The following is a 13,883-nucleotide window of genomic DNA, read 5'->3' as shown; positions in this document are numbered from 1 at the left end:
CCCGACTGAGCCGCTCCTGAGCTTGGTCGGGTGGCGCTTCATCCACACCGGGTATCCCGGTTCTGAGAAGAAACAATCGCTCTGAGGCAAGCTCCATGATCCACCAGAACGTCGAAGGCTCAGACAAGGCACAATTACCTTCAATCCGGTATCCGAAGCCCCCGGCCCATGTCGAAGTCTACGTCAATTCGCTTGGCTATGAACTGTGCATCGAATTCCTGTTGGCTTTTGGCGGGGCCGATCTCTACGTGCCAGACAAACCGCGCGCCGGGTCCGAACTGGTGAAGGTCATAGGTCCGTCTGGTGTAGAACGTCTCGCAGAAACTCGTCACCTACAGCAGCGCCGAGTGCCTTTGGCATCCGCTTGGCTTGCGCGGTGCTTCCGCGCACGCGGAATGTCGCAGACTGTTATTGCACGGCGTCTAAGGCGGTCCGAAATCACCATTCGAGGTTACCTCAAAGAAGACCGTGGCGACTACGGTGAAAAGTTGTGACACGTGCCGACGATCTGGACGCGCTCTATACCGAGCTATGCGAGGCCGAAAGCCTCTTGCGCTCTGCCGTGCACCCCTACCAACTCGCTTTGGATAGAGTAACCGCTGCGAAAGCGGCCGTTCAACAGACCCTTAAACGGGGTGTTAAAGACGTGATTAAAGACCCTTTCACGTCCACGCCACCAACGTCAATGCACCGCCGAACTCACCGCCCCGGCAGGCCGCGCAAGATCGACAGCGACCCGGAACTGCGCGCCTTTATCGAAGCGCGGATCGACCGCATGACCTTCCTTGAGCTTGCGTCCGAAGTCGCAAGTGCATTCCCACCAGATAGACGTGTCGGAAAAAGCGCGATTTATGATTGGTGGAAAGCGTCTCAGTCATCGTGACGCAAGTTGTGGCGGAGGGTCGGGAGTTCCCTCATTCACTAGCAGGGGCGGCAATGCCCGAGGTGTCACGGACCCCGGTTTCCGTGGTCGCCACACGCGTTGGAATATACGGCAGCGACGGCCCGATCAAGGCCAGCAAGCAATCCGAACGACGCCAACCCATCCCGGATAGCCCCCGGACTTCCCATCTCTTCCGGAAACGATTGCAGATTAAAAGGTTACATTGCAGAGTAATTGGTTGCACTACACTGTTTGAAAAATATCTCGGGGTGAGGCGCATAGCGCCGAGGGGCAGCGCCCCTCAAAAAAGCGGCGCGTCTCGTCAGAGACGCGCCCCCCGTCGGATTGGCGAAGCCAATTCGATATCAAATCACTTCATCGACGCCATGAAATCATTCACCTCGGTCAGCGAGATATACTTCATCTCGTCAATGCCGCTCTCGCCGAAGGTCCACATCACGGCAGGTGCGGACACGTCACCGTTGGCGTCGAACTGCACATTCCCGGTCGCGCCCTGATAAGACACGGTCTCACCCCCATCGAGCACCTCTTTCGCCTGCGCAAAGCCCGCCGCGTCCGCTGTCACGGGTGTCCCGTTCGGGTCGGTCACAGCGCCAATCTTGGCGGCGATATCCGCACCAGTGGCCCCTTCACCCGCGGCGTGCATCGCCATCAGGGCGATCATCGTCGCGTCATAGCTGTTGGCCAGCCCCGGGCCACTGGGCGGGCCGTCGAAGCGTTCTGTGTAAGCGGCCACAAACGCATCAGCGCTTTCGGTGCGGGGCGACGCGGTGTCGGTGCCGATGAAACTGCCAAGGAACTGGGCGCCGACATTCTCTTTGAACTCTTCGGACTTCAGCGCGTTCGCCGCGATCATGTTTTGGGTGCCGCCAAGCGAAATCCATTCGCGCACGACCTGCGTGCCTTCGTCAGGGTACAGCGCCATGTAGATCGCCTGCGGCTGGGTTTGCAGCGCTTCAGTCACTTCGGCACGGTAGGACGCCTGTGCGTCGTTGATGGCAATCTGCGCGGTTACGTTGATGCCCAGCGCTTCCAGATCCCTGGCGACCAAACCGCCAATGTCCTGACCCCAGTCGTCGTTCTTGTAGAAGACTGCAACGGATTCGTAGCCCTTCTCCTGCGCCACCATCGCGCCAACCGCCGCCTGCACGCCCGAGGTGGCGAAGGTGCGGTAGAAAAGACCGTTGGTCTTGCCGTCTTCAGACAGCGCCGTGAACGCGGTCGAGGAGGAACAACAGGACATCTGCATCACCCCTGCCGGCACCGTGACCGAGGTCAGGATGGGCATCGACACGCCCGAGGATACCGCGCCCAAAAGCAACTGAACACCATCGAGATCGACCAGAGCTTTCGCCGCATCCACGCCCACTTTTGGGTCCACTTGCGTATCGCGCAGCACCATTTCGATCTGGCATCCCGCCACACCACCGGTCTCGTTCGCGATATCCACCGCGTATTGCGCCGTTGCCGCGATAGGCTTGCCCCAGTCCACAGATGTCGGCAGCACTGCCCCGATCCGGGTGGTGCAATCCTGCGCTGCCGCCTCGGTCCCGAAGCTGGCAAAGCCTAGTGCTGCGCCAATCGCCAGCACCGATGTCTTCAATCCGTTCATGTCACTTCTCCCTGTTTTATCTCCCGGTCTTTGCCGATTGCGACACGACCAGTTTTTCCGGAAAGAGGCCCTGTGGTCTCCACATCAGCATTCCCACGATGACGAAGCCGATCAGCACAAACTGGATCGACCCGGTGTAAAGTTGAACGTCAAGCGGGGCAAAGCGCGACAACGCCCAACCGCTTGCGGTCCACGCGGCCCAGATCAGGAACGTGCCCATCACCGCGCCCTTGTTGTTGCCCGCGCCACCCACGATCAGCATCGCCCAGATCTGGAACGTCAGGATCGGCAGCACGTCTTGCGGGCTGATGAAGGCATAGAAGGTAGCGTAGAGTCCACCGGCAAGGCCCATGATCACCGATCCGGCGATGAACGCGGTCAGGCGCACGCGCGAGGGCGATTTGCCCAGGGACTGCGCCGCGGTCTCATCCTCCCGGATCGCGCGAAGCAGGCGTCCGAAGGGCGACGCGATCAGCCGTTCGAGGAACAGGTAGGTGGCAATCAGAAGGATCAGCACAAAGACAAAGAACAGCGCGTTATAGGCAAGGCCGCTGCCAAACACGTCGCGCAGCGGGCGTTCGAACCCGCGTATGCCTTGCGCCCCCCCGAAGATCGCGGCATTGCGCACGAGGTTCTCGAATGCGACGGCCACGCCGAAGGTCGCAATGGCGAGGTAATCATGCCTGAGCCGCAGGGTCAGTAGTCCGACAATCCACGCAACAATCCCGGCAATCACCATGCCGCCAAAAAGGGCCAGCAAATAGGGCAAGCCAAAGCCCCCCAGCAACCCGTCTTGCGGTGCAGAGCCAAGGATCAGCGTGCCGTAAGCCCCCGCCCCGAAGAAGGCGACCACACCGCCATTGAACAGGCCCGTATTCCCCCATTGTAGGTTCAGTCCCAGCACCGCAATCGACAGGATCGACGCGACAGTGGCGAAGAAGACCAGGTAGGAAATGATCCCGATCATGCGCGCTCTTCCCCGAAAAGCCCGTGCGGGCGGATCAGCAGCACTGCGAGGATGATTAGGAACGGCACCGCCGGGCTGTACCCCGAGGGCAGGATCACCAGCGCCAGATTCGCCGCCAGTCCGACAAGGAACCCGCCCAGAACCGCGCCGTAGATGCTGCCGATCCCGCCGACGATGGTCGCGGCAAAGATTGGCAAAACCAAGTCCCGCCCCAGCACCGGGTTGATCTGGTTTGTCAGTCCGTAAAACACACCCGCCGCCGCCGCGAGCCCCCCGCCGATGAGCCAGATCAGGACGATCATCCGGTTCAGGTTGATGCCCGAAACCTGCGCCAGCGTCGGGTTCTCGGCCACCGCGCGTAAGGAATAGCCGAAGGTCGTGCGCGATAGCACGAGGTGCAGGATGAACATGATGATCACCGCGGCGATCAGCGTGAACACTTGGTCGGGTTTGACCAAAAGCAGGGGATCGGCGCTGACCAATATGGCAAACACGATATCCTGGCTGTAGAGCACCGGATCCAGCCCAAAGATCAGCCCGAGAATATTGCGGATGATCATCGCGACCCCGAATGACGCGAACACCATCGACAACTCGCCCCCTTTGGCGCGCACGCGTTTGAAGACCAGCTTGTCGATCGCAATCGCCGTCAACCCTGTGATGCCCATCGACAGGATCGTCGCCAGCGTCAGTGCCCAGGTCAGGCTCAGCGGTCCAATCGCGGTCGAGATGACCGGGAATAGCGCCGAAAACAAACCGTCGAACACCAACGCGGCATAAGCCCCGACCGACAGAAGTTCAGCGTGCGAGAAGTTGGCAAAGCGCAGCATGTGCATTGCCATTGTCAACCCAATCGCGCCCAGCGACAGGATCGAGCCAACCAGAAATCCGTCAACGATGTTCTGGATCATGCTGGTGCCACCCGTTTACCGCCAAGGTAGATCTGGCCCACCACCGGGTCGTCCAGCAAAGCCTGTGCCGCGCCATCGACCTGGTTCTGACCATCTGCCAGGATGTAGCAATGATCCGCCATCCTCAGCGCCTGTTTCACGTTTTGCTCAACCAGAAGGATCGTCACGCCTTGCTCGGTCAGTGCGCGGGTATACTCCAGAACCTCTTGCGCGGCCTTAGGTGACAATCCCGCCGAGGGCTCGTCCATCAGGATCACCGACGGGTTGATCGCCAGCGCCATCGCCACGGCAAGGAATTGGCGTTGCCCGCCGGACAACGCGCCCGCGCGTTCGGTTTGTTTGTCGGCCAAAGCCGGGAATTGCGTAAACAACGCGTCCCGTCGCGCCGCCGCTTCAGATCCCGCGTTGCGCAGCACCAGATCGAGGTTCTGGCGGATGGTTAGCGACCGGAAGATGTTGTCGGATTGCGGAACGTAAGCGACGCCTTTCGCGCCCATCTTGTCGGGTGCGGGGTTGGTGATGTCGGTCCCGTTCAGCGTGACGGTGCCAGACGACACAGGCACCAGCCCGGCAACCGCTTTGATGAGTGTGGATTTGCCCGCACCGTTCGGGCCGATGATAACAGTGACCTTGGCGGTTTCGGCGGTCAGCGACACACCCTTCAGAATCGGCAAATCCGGGACGTACCCGGCCACGATGTCTTTGGCGACCAAGGACGTCATGCCACCTGCGCCCCAAGATATGCATCAAGCAAAACCGTGTTGTTCTGCGCCTCTTCCGCCGTGCCTTCGAACACCTTGCGTCCTTCGGCCAGTGCAATGACCGGATTACAGTGCTGCATCACGAAATCCATGTCGTGTTCGATGATGACAAAGGTCTTGCCGCCACGGTTCAGCTCTTCGATCTTTTCGATCAGCGTGTTGGTCAGGGTGGGGTTCACTCCGGCGGCAGGTTCATCAAGCAGGATCAATTTCGGATCACCCATCAGGATACGGGCCAGCTCCAAGAGCTTCATCTGCCCACCGGATATCTGCCCCGCCGCCTGATCCGCCAAGGGCGCGAGGGTGACAAAGTCGAGCACCTCCATCGCTTTCTTGCGAATGGCCGCCTCCTGATCCCGCATCTTCCCGGCACCCACGAATGGCCCCCAAAGGCGTTCACCTGCCTGTGCGAGAGGGGCCAGCATGACGTTTTCCAACACGCTCATCCTGGCAAAGGGGCGCGGGATTTGAAACGTACGGCCCAGACCCATCGCAAAGAGAGCATCGGGCGCTTTGCCGGTCACATCCTGCCCGTTCAGAAACACCTGCCCCGCAGTTGGTGGCAGCATGCCTGTCAGCACATTGAACAGCGTCGTCTTGCCCGCGCCGTTGGGGCCGATGAGCCCTGTGATCGTGCCTACCTCGATGTCCAACGATACATCATCGACCGCACGAAAATCGCCGAAGTCGCGTGTCAGGCCACGGATGCGCAGGATCGGCTCAGCCATGGGTGCCATGCACCGCATCGTCGGGGTTGGTGTTGAGGTTGTATTTCATGATCCGCCCATGGCGGCTTGTCCGGTCACCTTCGAGCGAATAGACATCACCGTTCGGACCATTGGCTTTGTCCAGAACGGCGTTCAGCGCCGCGTGATCCTCTGTATCCAAGGCAAACGCAAAGGTCTGCAGCGTCTGCGGCAGATGCCGCGCATAGCGTGCGCCAACGATGGCGGCGGCGACTTGCGGCTGGTCCAGCACCCAGCGGGTTGCCACGGCAGACATCGAGACGCCGTGTTTGTCACCCACCGCGTTCAGCGCGCGCAGCAGGGTCTGGAAATGGTCCCAGTCGCCGAACTCGTCGATGATCAGGCGGTATTTGACAAGGCTGCGGTTCTCAAACGCAAACCCCGGATCAGGCTGGCCCAGCCATTTCTCTGTCAGGAACCCACCCGCAAGCGTGCCGTAGCAGATAAGCTGCATGTTGGTCTGCGCGGCCCAGTTGGTCAGCCCATTGGCGGGCCGACGATCCAGCACCGAGTACTGCACCTGCGCCGACGCGAGATCGAACCCGGCGTCCACAAAGGGCTGCATTTTCTGACGGTCCCAATTGGTGGTACCAAGCGTTCTGATCTTGCCTTGCGCCTGCAGGTCCTTGAGCACCGCGAGGCTCTCCACAGCGTTGCCCAGCGACAGGTCCCACCAGAAGAACTGCACAAGGTCGAGTTGCTCGACCTGCAACCTCTTGAGCGACCGGTCCACAATGACCGTCACCTCATCCGGGCGCAGATCGTGGAGGCGTGTGAGGTCTGGCACCAGCTTGGTATGCACACAGACCCGATCGGCCACGGACGCCCCCCGCCGGGCGCGCAGGTCGGCGATGAACTCCCCGATCATTTCCTCGACGCCGGTATAGATATCGGCACAGTCGAAGGTGAATAGCCCTGCGTCGACAAACGCCTCCATATCCCGGATCGCTTGCGCACGGTCCACCGGGCCATGATCGCCAGCGAGTTGCCAGCCACCGCGGATGACACGGCTGATCGTGTGGCCGGGGCGCAGGTCGATGGTTTCAACGCTCATTCCGCGTCCTTCCAATAGGGTGTGTCGCGCGCGTCGGGCAGACCCGTGGTTTGCGCATTGGAAAACACCCGCTTCCCCGTGCGCGTCACACGAAAGCGCCCGCCGCAATGCGGGTCAGGACAGGCGATCTCGGCATCGGTCGACATCCAGTCATGTTCAGAGGTGGGGCGCTGTTTGGCTGGCAAAAGTGGCAGCACAGCGGCCAGAGCGTACATCGACACTTTCTGCTGCTGGTCAAAGATCAGCAATTCGCCTTCAACGCGGAAACTTTCGCCTTCAACATGGCGGCACACCGCCGTGCGGTCACCGACGATGGTTTCGACCAGCAAATCGTACAGCCAGAAGTCATCCGCGTTTTGCGCAGCGCTCATGCATCCCCTTATGCGCAGATCGCGCGGTTGTTCCCTGTTGGCGCAATGGTTGCGGGGTTCTTTCAGGGTTGTCAAACGGGATCATCGCGGCAACTCATTGCAGAACAAGAGAAAGGACGCCCCGTGACCCAGCCCGAGACCATCGCCCTGAGCGACCGACTGACGATCCGCCGCGCGTTGGTGGGTCTGTGGCAAGTGGCGGATATCGAAAAGGACGGCGATCTGATCGATCCTGAGATTGGCGCTGATCACCTTGCGGCCTATGCCGATGCCGGGTTCGATACGTTTGATATGGCGGATCACTACGGCACCTCCGAAATCATCACCGGGGCGCTGCTTTCGCGGGGGGCCAAGGCCACCGTCTGCACCAAATGGTGCCCCGTGCCGGGACCGATGACAGCGGATGTGGTGCGCGCGGGCGTCCAAGAGCGGTTGGATCGGCTGGGTGTCGATCAGGTCGATCTGCTGCAATTCCACTGGTGGAGCTTTGAGCACCCCGCCTGGCTCGATGCGCTGCACGAGATGGCGAAGCTGCGCGACGACGGGCTGATCAAGGAGATCGGCCTGACCAATTTCGACGCCGCGCATCTGCATCTGGCTTTGGCCGATGGCGTGCCGATTGTCAGCAATCAGGTGCCGTGTTCCTTGCTCGACCGCCGTGCGACCGGACCGCTGTCAGAGGTTTGTGCGCAATGGGGCGTCAAGCTGCTGTGCTATGGCACCTTGCAAGGCGGGTTCCTGTCCGAGAAGTGGCTGGACCAGCCGGAACCGACCCAGATCGCTGACTGGTCCAAGATGAAATACAAGCGCTTCATCGACACGGCCGGTGGTTGGCAGGCATATCAAACTGTCTTGAATGCGGCCGCGGACGTGGCCGCGAAACATGGCGTGTCCATCGCCAACGTGGCCACACGCTGGGTTCTGGAGAACAAGGCGGTCGCGGGTGTCATCATTGGCGCACGGCTGGGGGAAGCGCAGCATTCGGAAGACAACCTCAAACTGTTCCGGTTTGAATTGGATGCAGAGGATCACGCCCGCCTCAGCGCGGCGTTCGAGGCCACCACACCTCTGCCCGGCGATTGTGGCGACGAGTACCGCAAGCCCCCCTTCCTGACCGCCAGCGGCGACCTGAGTCACCACCTTGATACGATGCCCAGCGCTGTGACGGTTGAGGACGTTCCGGGTCGCCCCGGCGAACGGCGTGTGCTTTCGGGCAGTGAATGGGAAGATATTGCAGGCTATTGCCGCGCGCACAGGATCGGGGACCGGGTGTTTGTATCTGGAACCACAGCAACACATGGCCTGAACCGTGCGGTGGCACCGGATGATGCGGGAGCGCAGACGACCTATATTCTGGACAAGATCAGCGCCGCGTTGACCGCGCTTGGGTCAGGCATGGAGGATGTGGTGCGCACACGGGTGTATCTGAGCGATGCCGAGGATGTGCTTGCCGTGTCCAAGGCCCATGGCCGTGTGTTCGGCGAGATCAAACCGGCCAACACGCTGTTTCAGATCGGTCAGCTGATCGGGGACTACAAGGTCGAGATCGAGGCCGAGGCCCTTATTCGACCTTGAGTCGCTTACTTCGCGGACGCTTCCATCGCATCCAGACGCGCTTTGAGCGCTTCATTTTCTTCGCGGGCTTTCTGCGCCATCGCGCGCACCGCGTCGAATTCTTCGCGGGTGACGAAATCACGGTCGGCCAGCCAACGGTCCATCATGGACTTCATGGCGGTTTCGGCTTCTTCTTTCGCGCCCTGCGCCACGCCCATGGCGTTGGTCATCAGCTGCGAAATATCTTCGAATACCTTGTTACGGGTTTGCATAGCGTTCTCCGGTCATCTCTTGACGTCTATATGGGCGTCCAACCGGCACGGCACAAGGTTGACTTCGCCGCAGAGCTTTGACCATCTGCGCACATGTCGACAGGCCTGCCCTTTCCCAATGTCTCACCCGAGCTGTTTTCGATCACGATTTTCGGGATGGACTTCGCCCTGCGCTGGTATGCGCTGGCCTATATCGCAGGCATTCTGATCGGCTGGCGCATTGCCGTCGCGGCGGTGAAACGTCCTGCGCTCTGGCCAGCGGACACCCCACCGATGCGCCCTGAACAGGTCGAAGAGCTTTTGACCTGGGTGATCATGGGCGTCATCCTTGGCGGACGGCTTGGCTTTGTCCTGTTTTACCAGCCCGCCTATTACCTTGCCCATCCCGGCGAAATCCTTGCGATCTGGCAGGGAGGCATGTCCTTTCATGGCGGGTTTCTGGGCGTTGTGATTGCCGCGCTGATCTATTGCCTGCGCCACAACATTCCCTTGCGACCCGCCGCAGACATGATGGCACTGGCGACGCCGGTTGGGCTGTTTCTGGGGCGCTTGTCGAATTTCATCAACGCGGAACTGTGGGGGCGACCGACGGACCTGCCCTGGGGTGTGATCTTTCCCGGCACTGCTGCGCAGGAGTGCGGCCAGGCCTTGGGAGAGCTGTGCGCCCGTCATCCATCCCAGATCTATGAGGCCCTTCTTGAAGGGCTGCTGCTGGGGGCTGTTTTGCTCTGGCTGGCGTTTCGGCGTCATGCCCTGAAAGCCCCCGGCAGAATTGTCGGTCTGTTTGTCGGCGGCTACGGTTTGGCGCGGTTTCTGGTCGAATTTGTCCGCCAACCGGACGCGCAGTTTGTGACAGACGGCAATCCGCTGGGTCTGGCGTTGCAGATCGGGGGATACGGTTTGACGATGGGGCAGCTTTTGTCGCTCCCGATGATCCTGATCGGCGCGTACTTGTGGATGACGGCGCGACGCTCATGACCGAACTATCCGACATTCTGCGCAAGCAGATCAAAACCACCGGTCCCCTGACAATCGCGCAATATATGGCAACCTGCCTGCTGCACCCCACACACGGCTACTACACCACGCAAGAGGCATTTGGTGCGGCAGGTGATTTCACCACGTCGCCCGAAATCAGCCAGATGTTCGGAGAGATGATCGGGCTGTGTCTTGCGCAATGCTGGATGGATCAGGGCCAACCCGCGAACTGCGTGCTGGCTGAACTTGGCCCCGGGCGCGGCACGCTGATGGCGGATGTTATGCGCGCAACCAAGGGCGTGCCGGGATTTCACGACGCGGTCCGCCTGCATCTGATCGAGGCGTCCCCGCGTCTGCGGGCGCTTCAGGCCACCGCACTGCGTGGCTATGATCCGGTCTGGCACGAATCCGTCGACGGCCTGCCAGATGATGGCCCGGTGTTCTGCATCGCTAACGAATTCTTCGACGCGCTTCCTATTCGGCAATTCCAACGCGACCCGAATGGTTGGCGCGAAGTGATGGTCGGACTGACAGAGGACGACAGCCTGCACCGGGGCCTTAGCGACGCGGCCCCGATCGAAGCATTGGATCACCGGCTGGACGACACGGATGTCGGTGTGTTGGTTGAAACTGGCGCCCATGCAACAGCAGTTATGGACACACTGGCCCGTCGTATCCTTGATGGCGGCGGTGCTGCGTTGATCATTGACTATGGCGGCTGGCGTTCGGTCGGCGACACGTTCCAGGCGGTGCAGGCGCATCAGCCCACAGACCCGTTTACAGCACCGGGCCATGCGGATCTGACCGCGCATGTGGATTTCGAACCTCTTGCAGACACGGCGCAAGCCATTGGATGCGCCGTGACGCCGCTGACATCCCAGGGTGTGTTTCTAGAACGACTTGGGATCACCGCCCGTGCGCAGGGTCTGGCCAAGTCATTGGGCGGGACCGCACTGGAGTCGCATGTCGCTGCACATCGGCGGTTGACCCACCCAGAGGAAATGGGTTCCCTGTTCAAAGTGCTTGGGATTCATTCACCCGCTTCACCACCACCACCCGGATTGGTCCATGACGCTTGAGATCATTACATCCGACACCCTTGTCCCGTTTCGCCACGGGTTCTTTACGCGGCGGGGTGGGGCCTCGTCCGGGGTGTTTGCCGGATTGAATTGCGGAACCGGGTCTTCAGACCAGTCCGAAATCGTGGCCATCAATCGCGCCCGCGTGGCCGAAGCGATGGAGGTGCCTGAAGATCATCTGGCAACTGTGCACCAGACGCATTCCGCAGATGTTCACGTTGTCAGCGGGCCGGTGGACACGCCAAAACCCAGGGCTGACGCCATGGTGTCAAACACGCCCGGTGTGGCGCTGGGCATTTTAACCGCAGATTGCCAGCCGGTGCTGTTTGCCGACGCAGAGGCGGGTGTGATCGGTGCCGCCCATGCCGGGTGGAAAGGGGCGTTAGATGGCGTGTTGGAAGCCACCGTCGATGCGATGATGACGCTTGGGGCGACGCGCGACGGGATCGTGGCCGTGATCGGACCCAGCATCAGCCAGCGCGCCTACGAGGTTGGCCCCGAATTTCTTGACGCGTTCCTGGACGAAGATCCGCAAAACGCCCGCTTCTTTGCAAACGGGTCCGATGATCGGTTTCATTTTGACCTGCCTGCCTTTGGATTGCATCGGCTCAGAACGGCGGGCATCGCTGCGGAATGGACGCGGCATTGCACCTATTCTGACGCGGATCGCTTTTATTCCTACCGTCGCGCAACCCATGCCCGCGAAGCGGATTACGGGCGTTTGATTTCGGTCATCCGGCTTTAGGCCATCCGGCATCCTGATTGGGGAATTGCCCAAATCAATCACAGGAATACACCGGGATTGTCCACGTTCCGTCACAAACGCGCCCGATTCTGCGGGTTGATTAGGCTAAACAAAACAACAACGCCTACATCCCGGAGCAGTCACATGTCGCGCAGTTCAAAATTCATCGCTTCCGTCCTCGCCTCTTCGAAAGAGGACATGCCGGCACTTCCGTTCCAGCGTGGCGCGGCGCGCAAAGCGATGTTTGCCCGCATCAAGGCAGAATCCACAAACATGCCGGTGCGCAAACAGGCGTAATGCGCCCAAATTGGGTCAGCAGTTGCCACATTCGCTGCCAATTATGGCGGCAATGTTCACGCCCCAGGTACAATTGAATATCTTGATTTCCATTGGCCGCGATCTCGCGGCCAATTTTTGTTGAATTTTGACGAACCCCGTCGAATCGGGCCATTTTGAGGTCAACGAAATCGCACCGTCCTTCTGGTGTTGTTGGTGGGGGCCAACGCGGATGTGACTTAACCGAAAGGTGATCACATGGCTCAGACGCTTCCCATCGAGACCCAAGGGACCGATTTCAACGCCTATGCCGTTTCCAAAGACCAAGTTGCCACGTTTGACGGGCAGCCTCGACGCGACACTCCTCTCACCCGCACCATCGAGGCTGCAGCTTTTCTCTCTGACCACTCTATCCACGAGTCCACGTTCACAGTTCCAGCCACCCCCACTTTCGAAGCCTGTGCTTCGGCCTTCGCGCGGGGGACGCTTATCTCCACGGTCATGGGACCCATCGCGGTCGAAGACCTGATCCCCGGCGATCTGGTCGAAACCCATCGCGGCCCTGAACCGGTCGTCTGGAAAGGCAGCACCAGCTACCTGCCCAATTTCGCCAGCGACACCACCTCTCTCTCGTACTTGCTCCGTTTACCGGGCGATGGCATCGACCAGAGCGATCTCTTGCTCGGCCCTGCCGCCCGCCTTGTTGTGCGTCAGGATCGTTTTGCCGACCTGCTGAATTGCGAAGCCGTTCTTGCGCCCGCCTCTGATTATGTGGATGGCGATCGCATTTTGCAGATTACACCTCCCGGTGCTGTGCAACTCTATCACTTTGCACTGCGGCGCCACGGGATCATTCGCGCAAACGGACATGAACTGGAAAGCTACCACCCCGGTCGCGTGTCGGCGTCCGAAATCGGATCATCGGTCCGGTCAATGATGTTGTCGATGTTCAAGCATCTCAAGGATCTTGAGGGCTTTGGCGACCTTGCCTTCCCGCGCACGACACGGGACGTGATCGAAACCCTGCGCGTCGCCTAACGGTTACTCCGGCTCGCTCAACCGGGCTTCCAATACGTCAAACGGCACACCCGGTTCGTCTTTCGCGCCGCGAATGACAAGCGATGTTTTCACGCTTCCGACATTGGGGGACGTCAGCAGGTCACTCGTCAGGAAGGTCTGAAAGGTACTCAGATCGGGCGCCACGCATTTTAGAATGAAATCCACCTCGCCGTTCAGCATGTGACACTCCCGAACCAGGGGCCAGCCCCGGCACAGTTCCTCAAAGGCACGCAGATCGGCTTCGGCCTGGCTTTGCAGGCCGACCATCGCAAAGACCTGGACTTCAAACCCAAGCTCACGCGGGTCGACTTCGGCGTGGTAGCCGCGAATGAACCCCTGTTCTTCAAGCGTGCGCACGCGGCGCAAGCACGGCGGGGCCGAGATTCCGACCCGACGGGCCAATTCGACGTTGGTCATCCGACCATCCGCCTGAAGCTCTGCCAGTATTTTGCGATCAATTGGATCCAAACGATGTGATGGCATCCACGGGCACCCCTGCATTTTTCATCATTTTTATATCTTCTACGCAGGCGCGCGCAATATTATTTCAACATCGCGCAACAATATTAACGCAATCATAGCTGCGGCAGGGTG

Annotated in this window: 17 protein-coding genes; 8 read left to right on the top strand and 9 right to left on the bottom strand. The window is 60.2% G+C overall.

Going from position 1 to position 13,883, the window contains the following annotated elements; all coding sequences use genetic code 11:
• The first annotated feature begins 95 nt into the window (after window positions 1–95).
• Complete coding sequence (locus MWU54_RS10335; RefSeq protein WP_247082923.1) at window positions 96–494, top strand: helix-turn-helix domain-containing protein; 399 nt, start codon at window positions 96–98, stop codon at window positions 492–494.
• The gene (locus MWU54_RS10330; protein ID WP_247082921.1) at window positions 491–883 is read left to right on the top strand and encodes a hypothetical protein; all 393 of its coding nucleotides are present in this window, start codon (window positions 491–493) and stop codon (window positions 881–883) included. Before MWU54_RS10335 ends, MWU54_RS10330 begins: the two co-directional genes overlap by 4 nt.
• A 370-nt stretch (window positions 884–1,253) precedes the next feature.
• On the opposite strand, the gene MWU54_RS10325 is transcribed toward MWU54_RS10330, so the two are convergent.
• The 7 genes from MWU54_RS10325 to MWU54_RS10295 are packed head-to-tail and all read right to left on the bottom strand — an operon-like array spanning window position 1,254 to window position 7,326.
• Window positions 1,254–2,516 carry an ABC transporter substrate-binding protein gene (locus tag MWU54_RS10325; protein WP_247082919.1) on the bottom strand — a complete coding sequence of 421 codons (1,263 nt, stop codon included), beginning with the start codon at window positions 2,514–2,516 and terminating at the stop codon, window positions 1,254–1,256.
• Between the two features lie 16 nt (window positions 2,517–2,532).
• A complete protein-coding gene (locus MWU54_RS10320; protein ID WP_247082918.1) occupies window positions 2,533–3,483 on the bottom strand; it encodes a branched-chain amino acid ABC transporter permease in 951 nt (316 codons plus the stop codon).
• Window positions 3,480–4,394, bottom strand: a complete 915-nt coding sequence (locus MWU54_RS10315) for a branched-chain amino acid ABC transporter permease (protein ID WP_247082916.1) — start codon at window positions 4,392–4,394, stop codon at window positions 3,480–3,482. Before MWU54_RS10315 ends, MWU54_RS10320 begins: the two co-directional genes overlap by 4 nt.
• A complete protein-coding gene (locus MWU54_RS10310) occupies window positions 4,391–5,116 on the bottom strand; it encodes an ABC transporter ATP-binding protein (protein ID WP_247082914.1) in 726 nt (241 codons plus the stop codon). The genes MWU54_RS10315 and MWU54_RS10310 overlap by 4 nt, the downstream gene beginning before the upstream one ends.
• Window positions 5,113–5,883, bottom strand: a complete 771-nt coding sequence (locus MWU54_RS10305) for an ABC transporter ATP-binding protein (RefSeq protein ID WP_247082912.1) — start codon at window positions 5,881–5,883, stop codon at window positions 5,113–5,115. Before MWU54_RS10305 ends, MWU54_RS10310 begins: the two co-directional genes overlap by 4 nt.
• Window positions 5,876–6,955 carry an aldo/keto reductase gene (locus tag MWU54_RS10300; protein WP_247082910.1) on the bottom strand — a complete coding sequence of 360 codons (1,080 nt, stop codon included), beginning with the start codon at window positions 6,953–6,955 and terminating at the stop codon, window positions 5,876–5,878. Before MWU54_RS10300 ends, MWU54_RS10305 begins: the two co-directional genes overlap by 8 nt.
• Window positions 6,952–7,326, bottom strand: coding sequence for a TIGR04076 family protein (locus MWU54_RS10295; RefSeq protein WP_247082908.1), 375 nt, complete (start codon window positions 7,324–7,326; stop codon window positions 6,952–6,954). The genes MWU54_RS10300 and MWU54_RS10295 overlap by 4 nt, the downstream gene beginning before the upstream one ends.
• 123 nt (window positions 7,327–7,449) lie before the next feature.
• Between MWU54_RS10295 and MWU54_RS10290 the strand changes: the two genes are divergently transcribed.
• The gene (locus MWU54_RS10290) at window positions 7,450–8,901 is read left to right on the top strand and encodes an aldo/keto reductase (protein ID WP_247082906.1); all 1,452 of its coding nucleotides are present in this window, start codon (window positions 7,450–7,452) and stop codon (window positions 8,899–8,901) included.
• A gap of 5 nt (window positions 8,902–8,906) precedes the next feature.
• Here the strand turns inward: MWU54_RS10290 and MWU54_RS10285 are convergent, their stop codons facing one another.
• Window positions 8,907–9,152, bottom strand: coding sequence for an accessory factor UbiK family protein (locus MWU54_RS10285; protein ID WP_247082904.1), 246 nt, complete (start codon window positions 9,150–9,152; stop codon window positions 8,907–8,909).
• A 93-nt stretch (window positions 9,153–9,245) separates the two neighbouring features.
• On the opposite strand from MWU54_RS10285, the gene lgt reads away from it, so the two are divergent.
• The 5 genes from lgt (at window position 9,246) to MWU54_RS10260 (ending at window position 13,268) form a co-directional block, all read left to right on the top strand.
• On the top strand, window positions 9,246–10,130 hold the full coding sequence (lgt, locus tag MWU54_RS10280; RefSeq protein WP_247082902.1) for a prolipoprotein diacylglyceryl transferase: 885 nt from the start codon (window positions 9,246–9,248) through the stop codon (window positions 10,128–10,130).
• A complete protein-coding gene (locus MWU54_RS10275) occupies window positions 10,127–11,209 on the top strand; it encodes an SAM-dependent methyltransferase (protein WP_247082900.1) in 1,083 nt (360 codons plus the stop codon). The genes lgt and MWU54_RS10275 overlap by 4 nt, the downstream gene beginning before the upstream one ends.
• Window positions 11,199–11,954, top strand: a complete 756-nt coding sequence (gene pgeF / locus MWU54_RS10270) for a peptidoglycan editing factor PgeF (protein WP_247082898.1) — start codon at window positions 11,199–11,201, stop codon at window positions 11,952–11,954. The genes MWU54_RS10275 and pgeF overlap by 11 nt, the downstream gene beginning before the upstream one ends.
• A gap of 144 nt (window positions 11,955–12,098) precedes the next feature.
• Window positions 12,099–12,251: a hypothetical protein gene (locus tag MWU54_RS10265; protein WP_247082896.1), complete on the top strand. Its 153-nt coding sequence runs from the start codon at window positions 12,099–12,101 to the stop codon at window positions 12,249–12,251.
• A 237-nt stretch (window positions 12,252–12,488) separates the two neighbouring features.
• The gene (locus tag MWU54_RS10260) at window positions 12,489–13,268 is read left to right on the top strand and encodes a Hint domain-containing protein (RefSeq protein ID WP_247082894.1); all 780 of its coding nucleotides are present in this window, start codon (window positions 12,489–12,491) and stop codon (window positions 13,266–13,268) included.
• Window positions 13,269–13,271: 3 nt separating this feature from the next.
• On the opposite strand, the gene MWU54_RS10255 is transcribed toward MWU54_RS10260, so the two are convergent.
• Window positions 13,272–13,772 carry an Lrp/AsnC family transcriptional regulator gene (locus MWU54_RS10255; RefSeq protein ID WP_247082892.1) on the bottom strand — a complete coding sequence of 167 codons (501 nt, stop codon included), beginning with the start codon at window positions 13,770–13,772 and terminating at the stop codon, window positions 13,272–13,274.
• Window positions 13,773–13,883 lie beyond the last annotated feature (111 nt).

The organism is Marivita sp. S6314 (assembly GCF_023015985.1).
Classification (GTDB): domain Bacteria; phylum Pseudomonadota; class Alphaproteobacteria; order Rhodobacterales; family Rhodobacteraceae; genus Marivita.
This window is presented reverse-complemented; position numbering and strand designations above follow the sequence as displayed.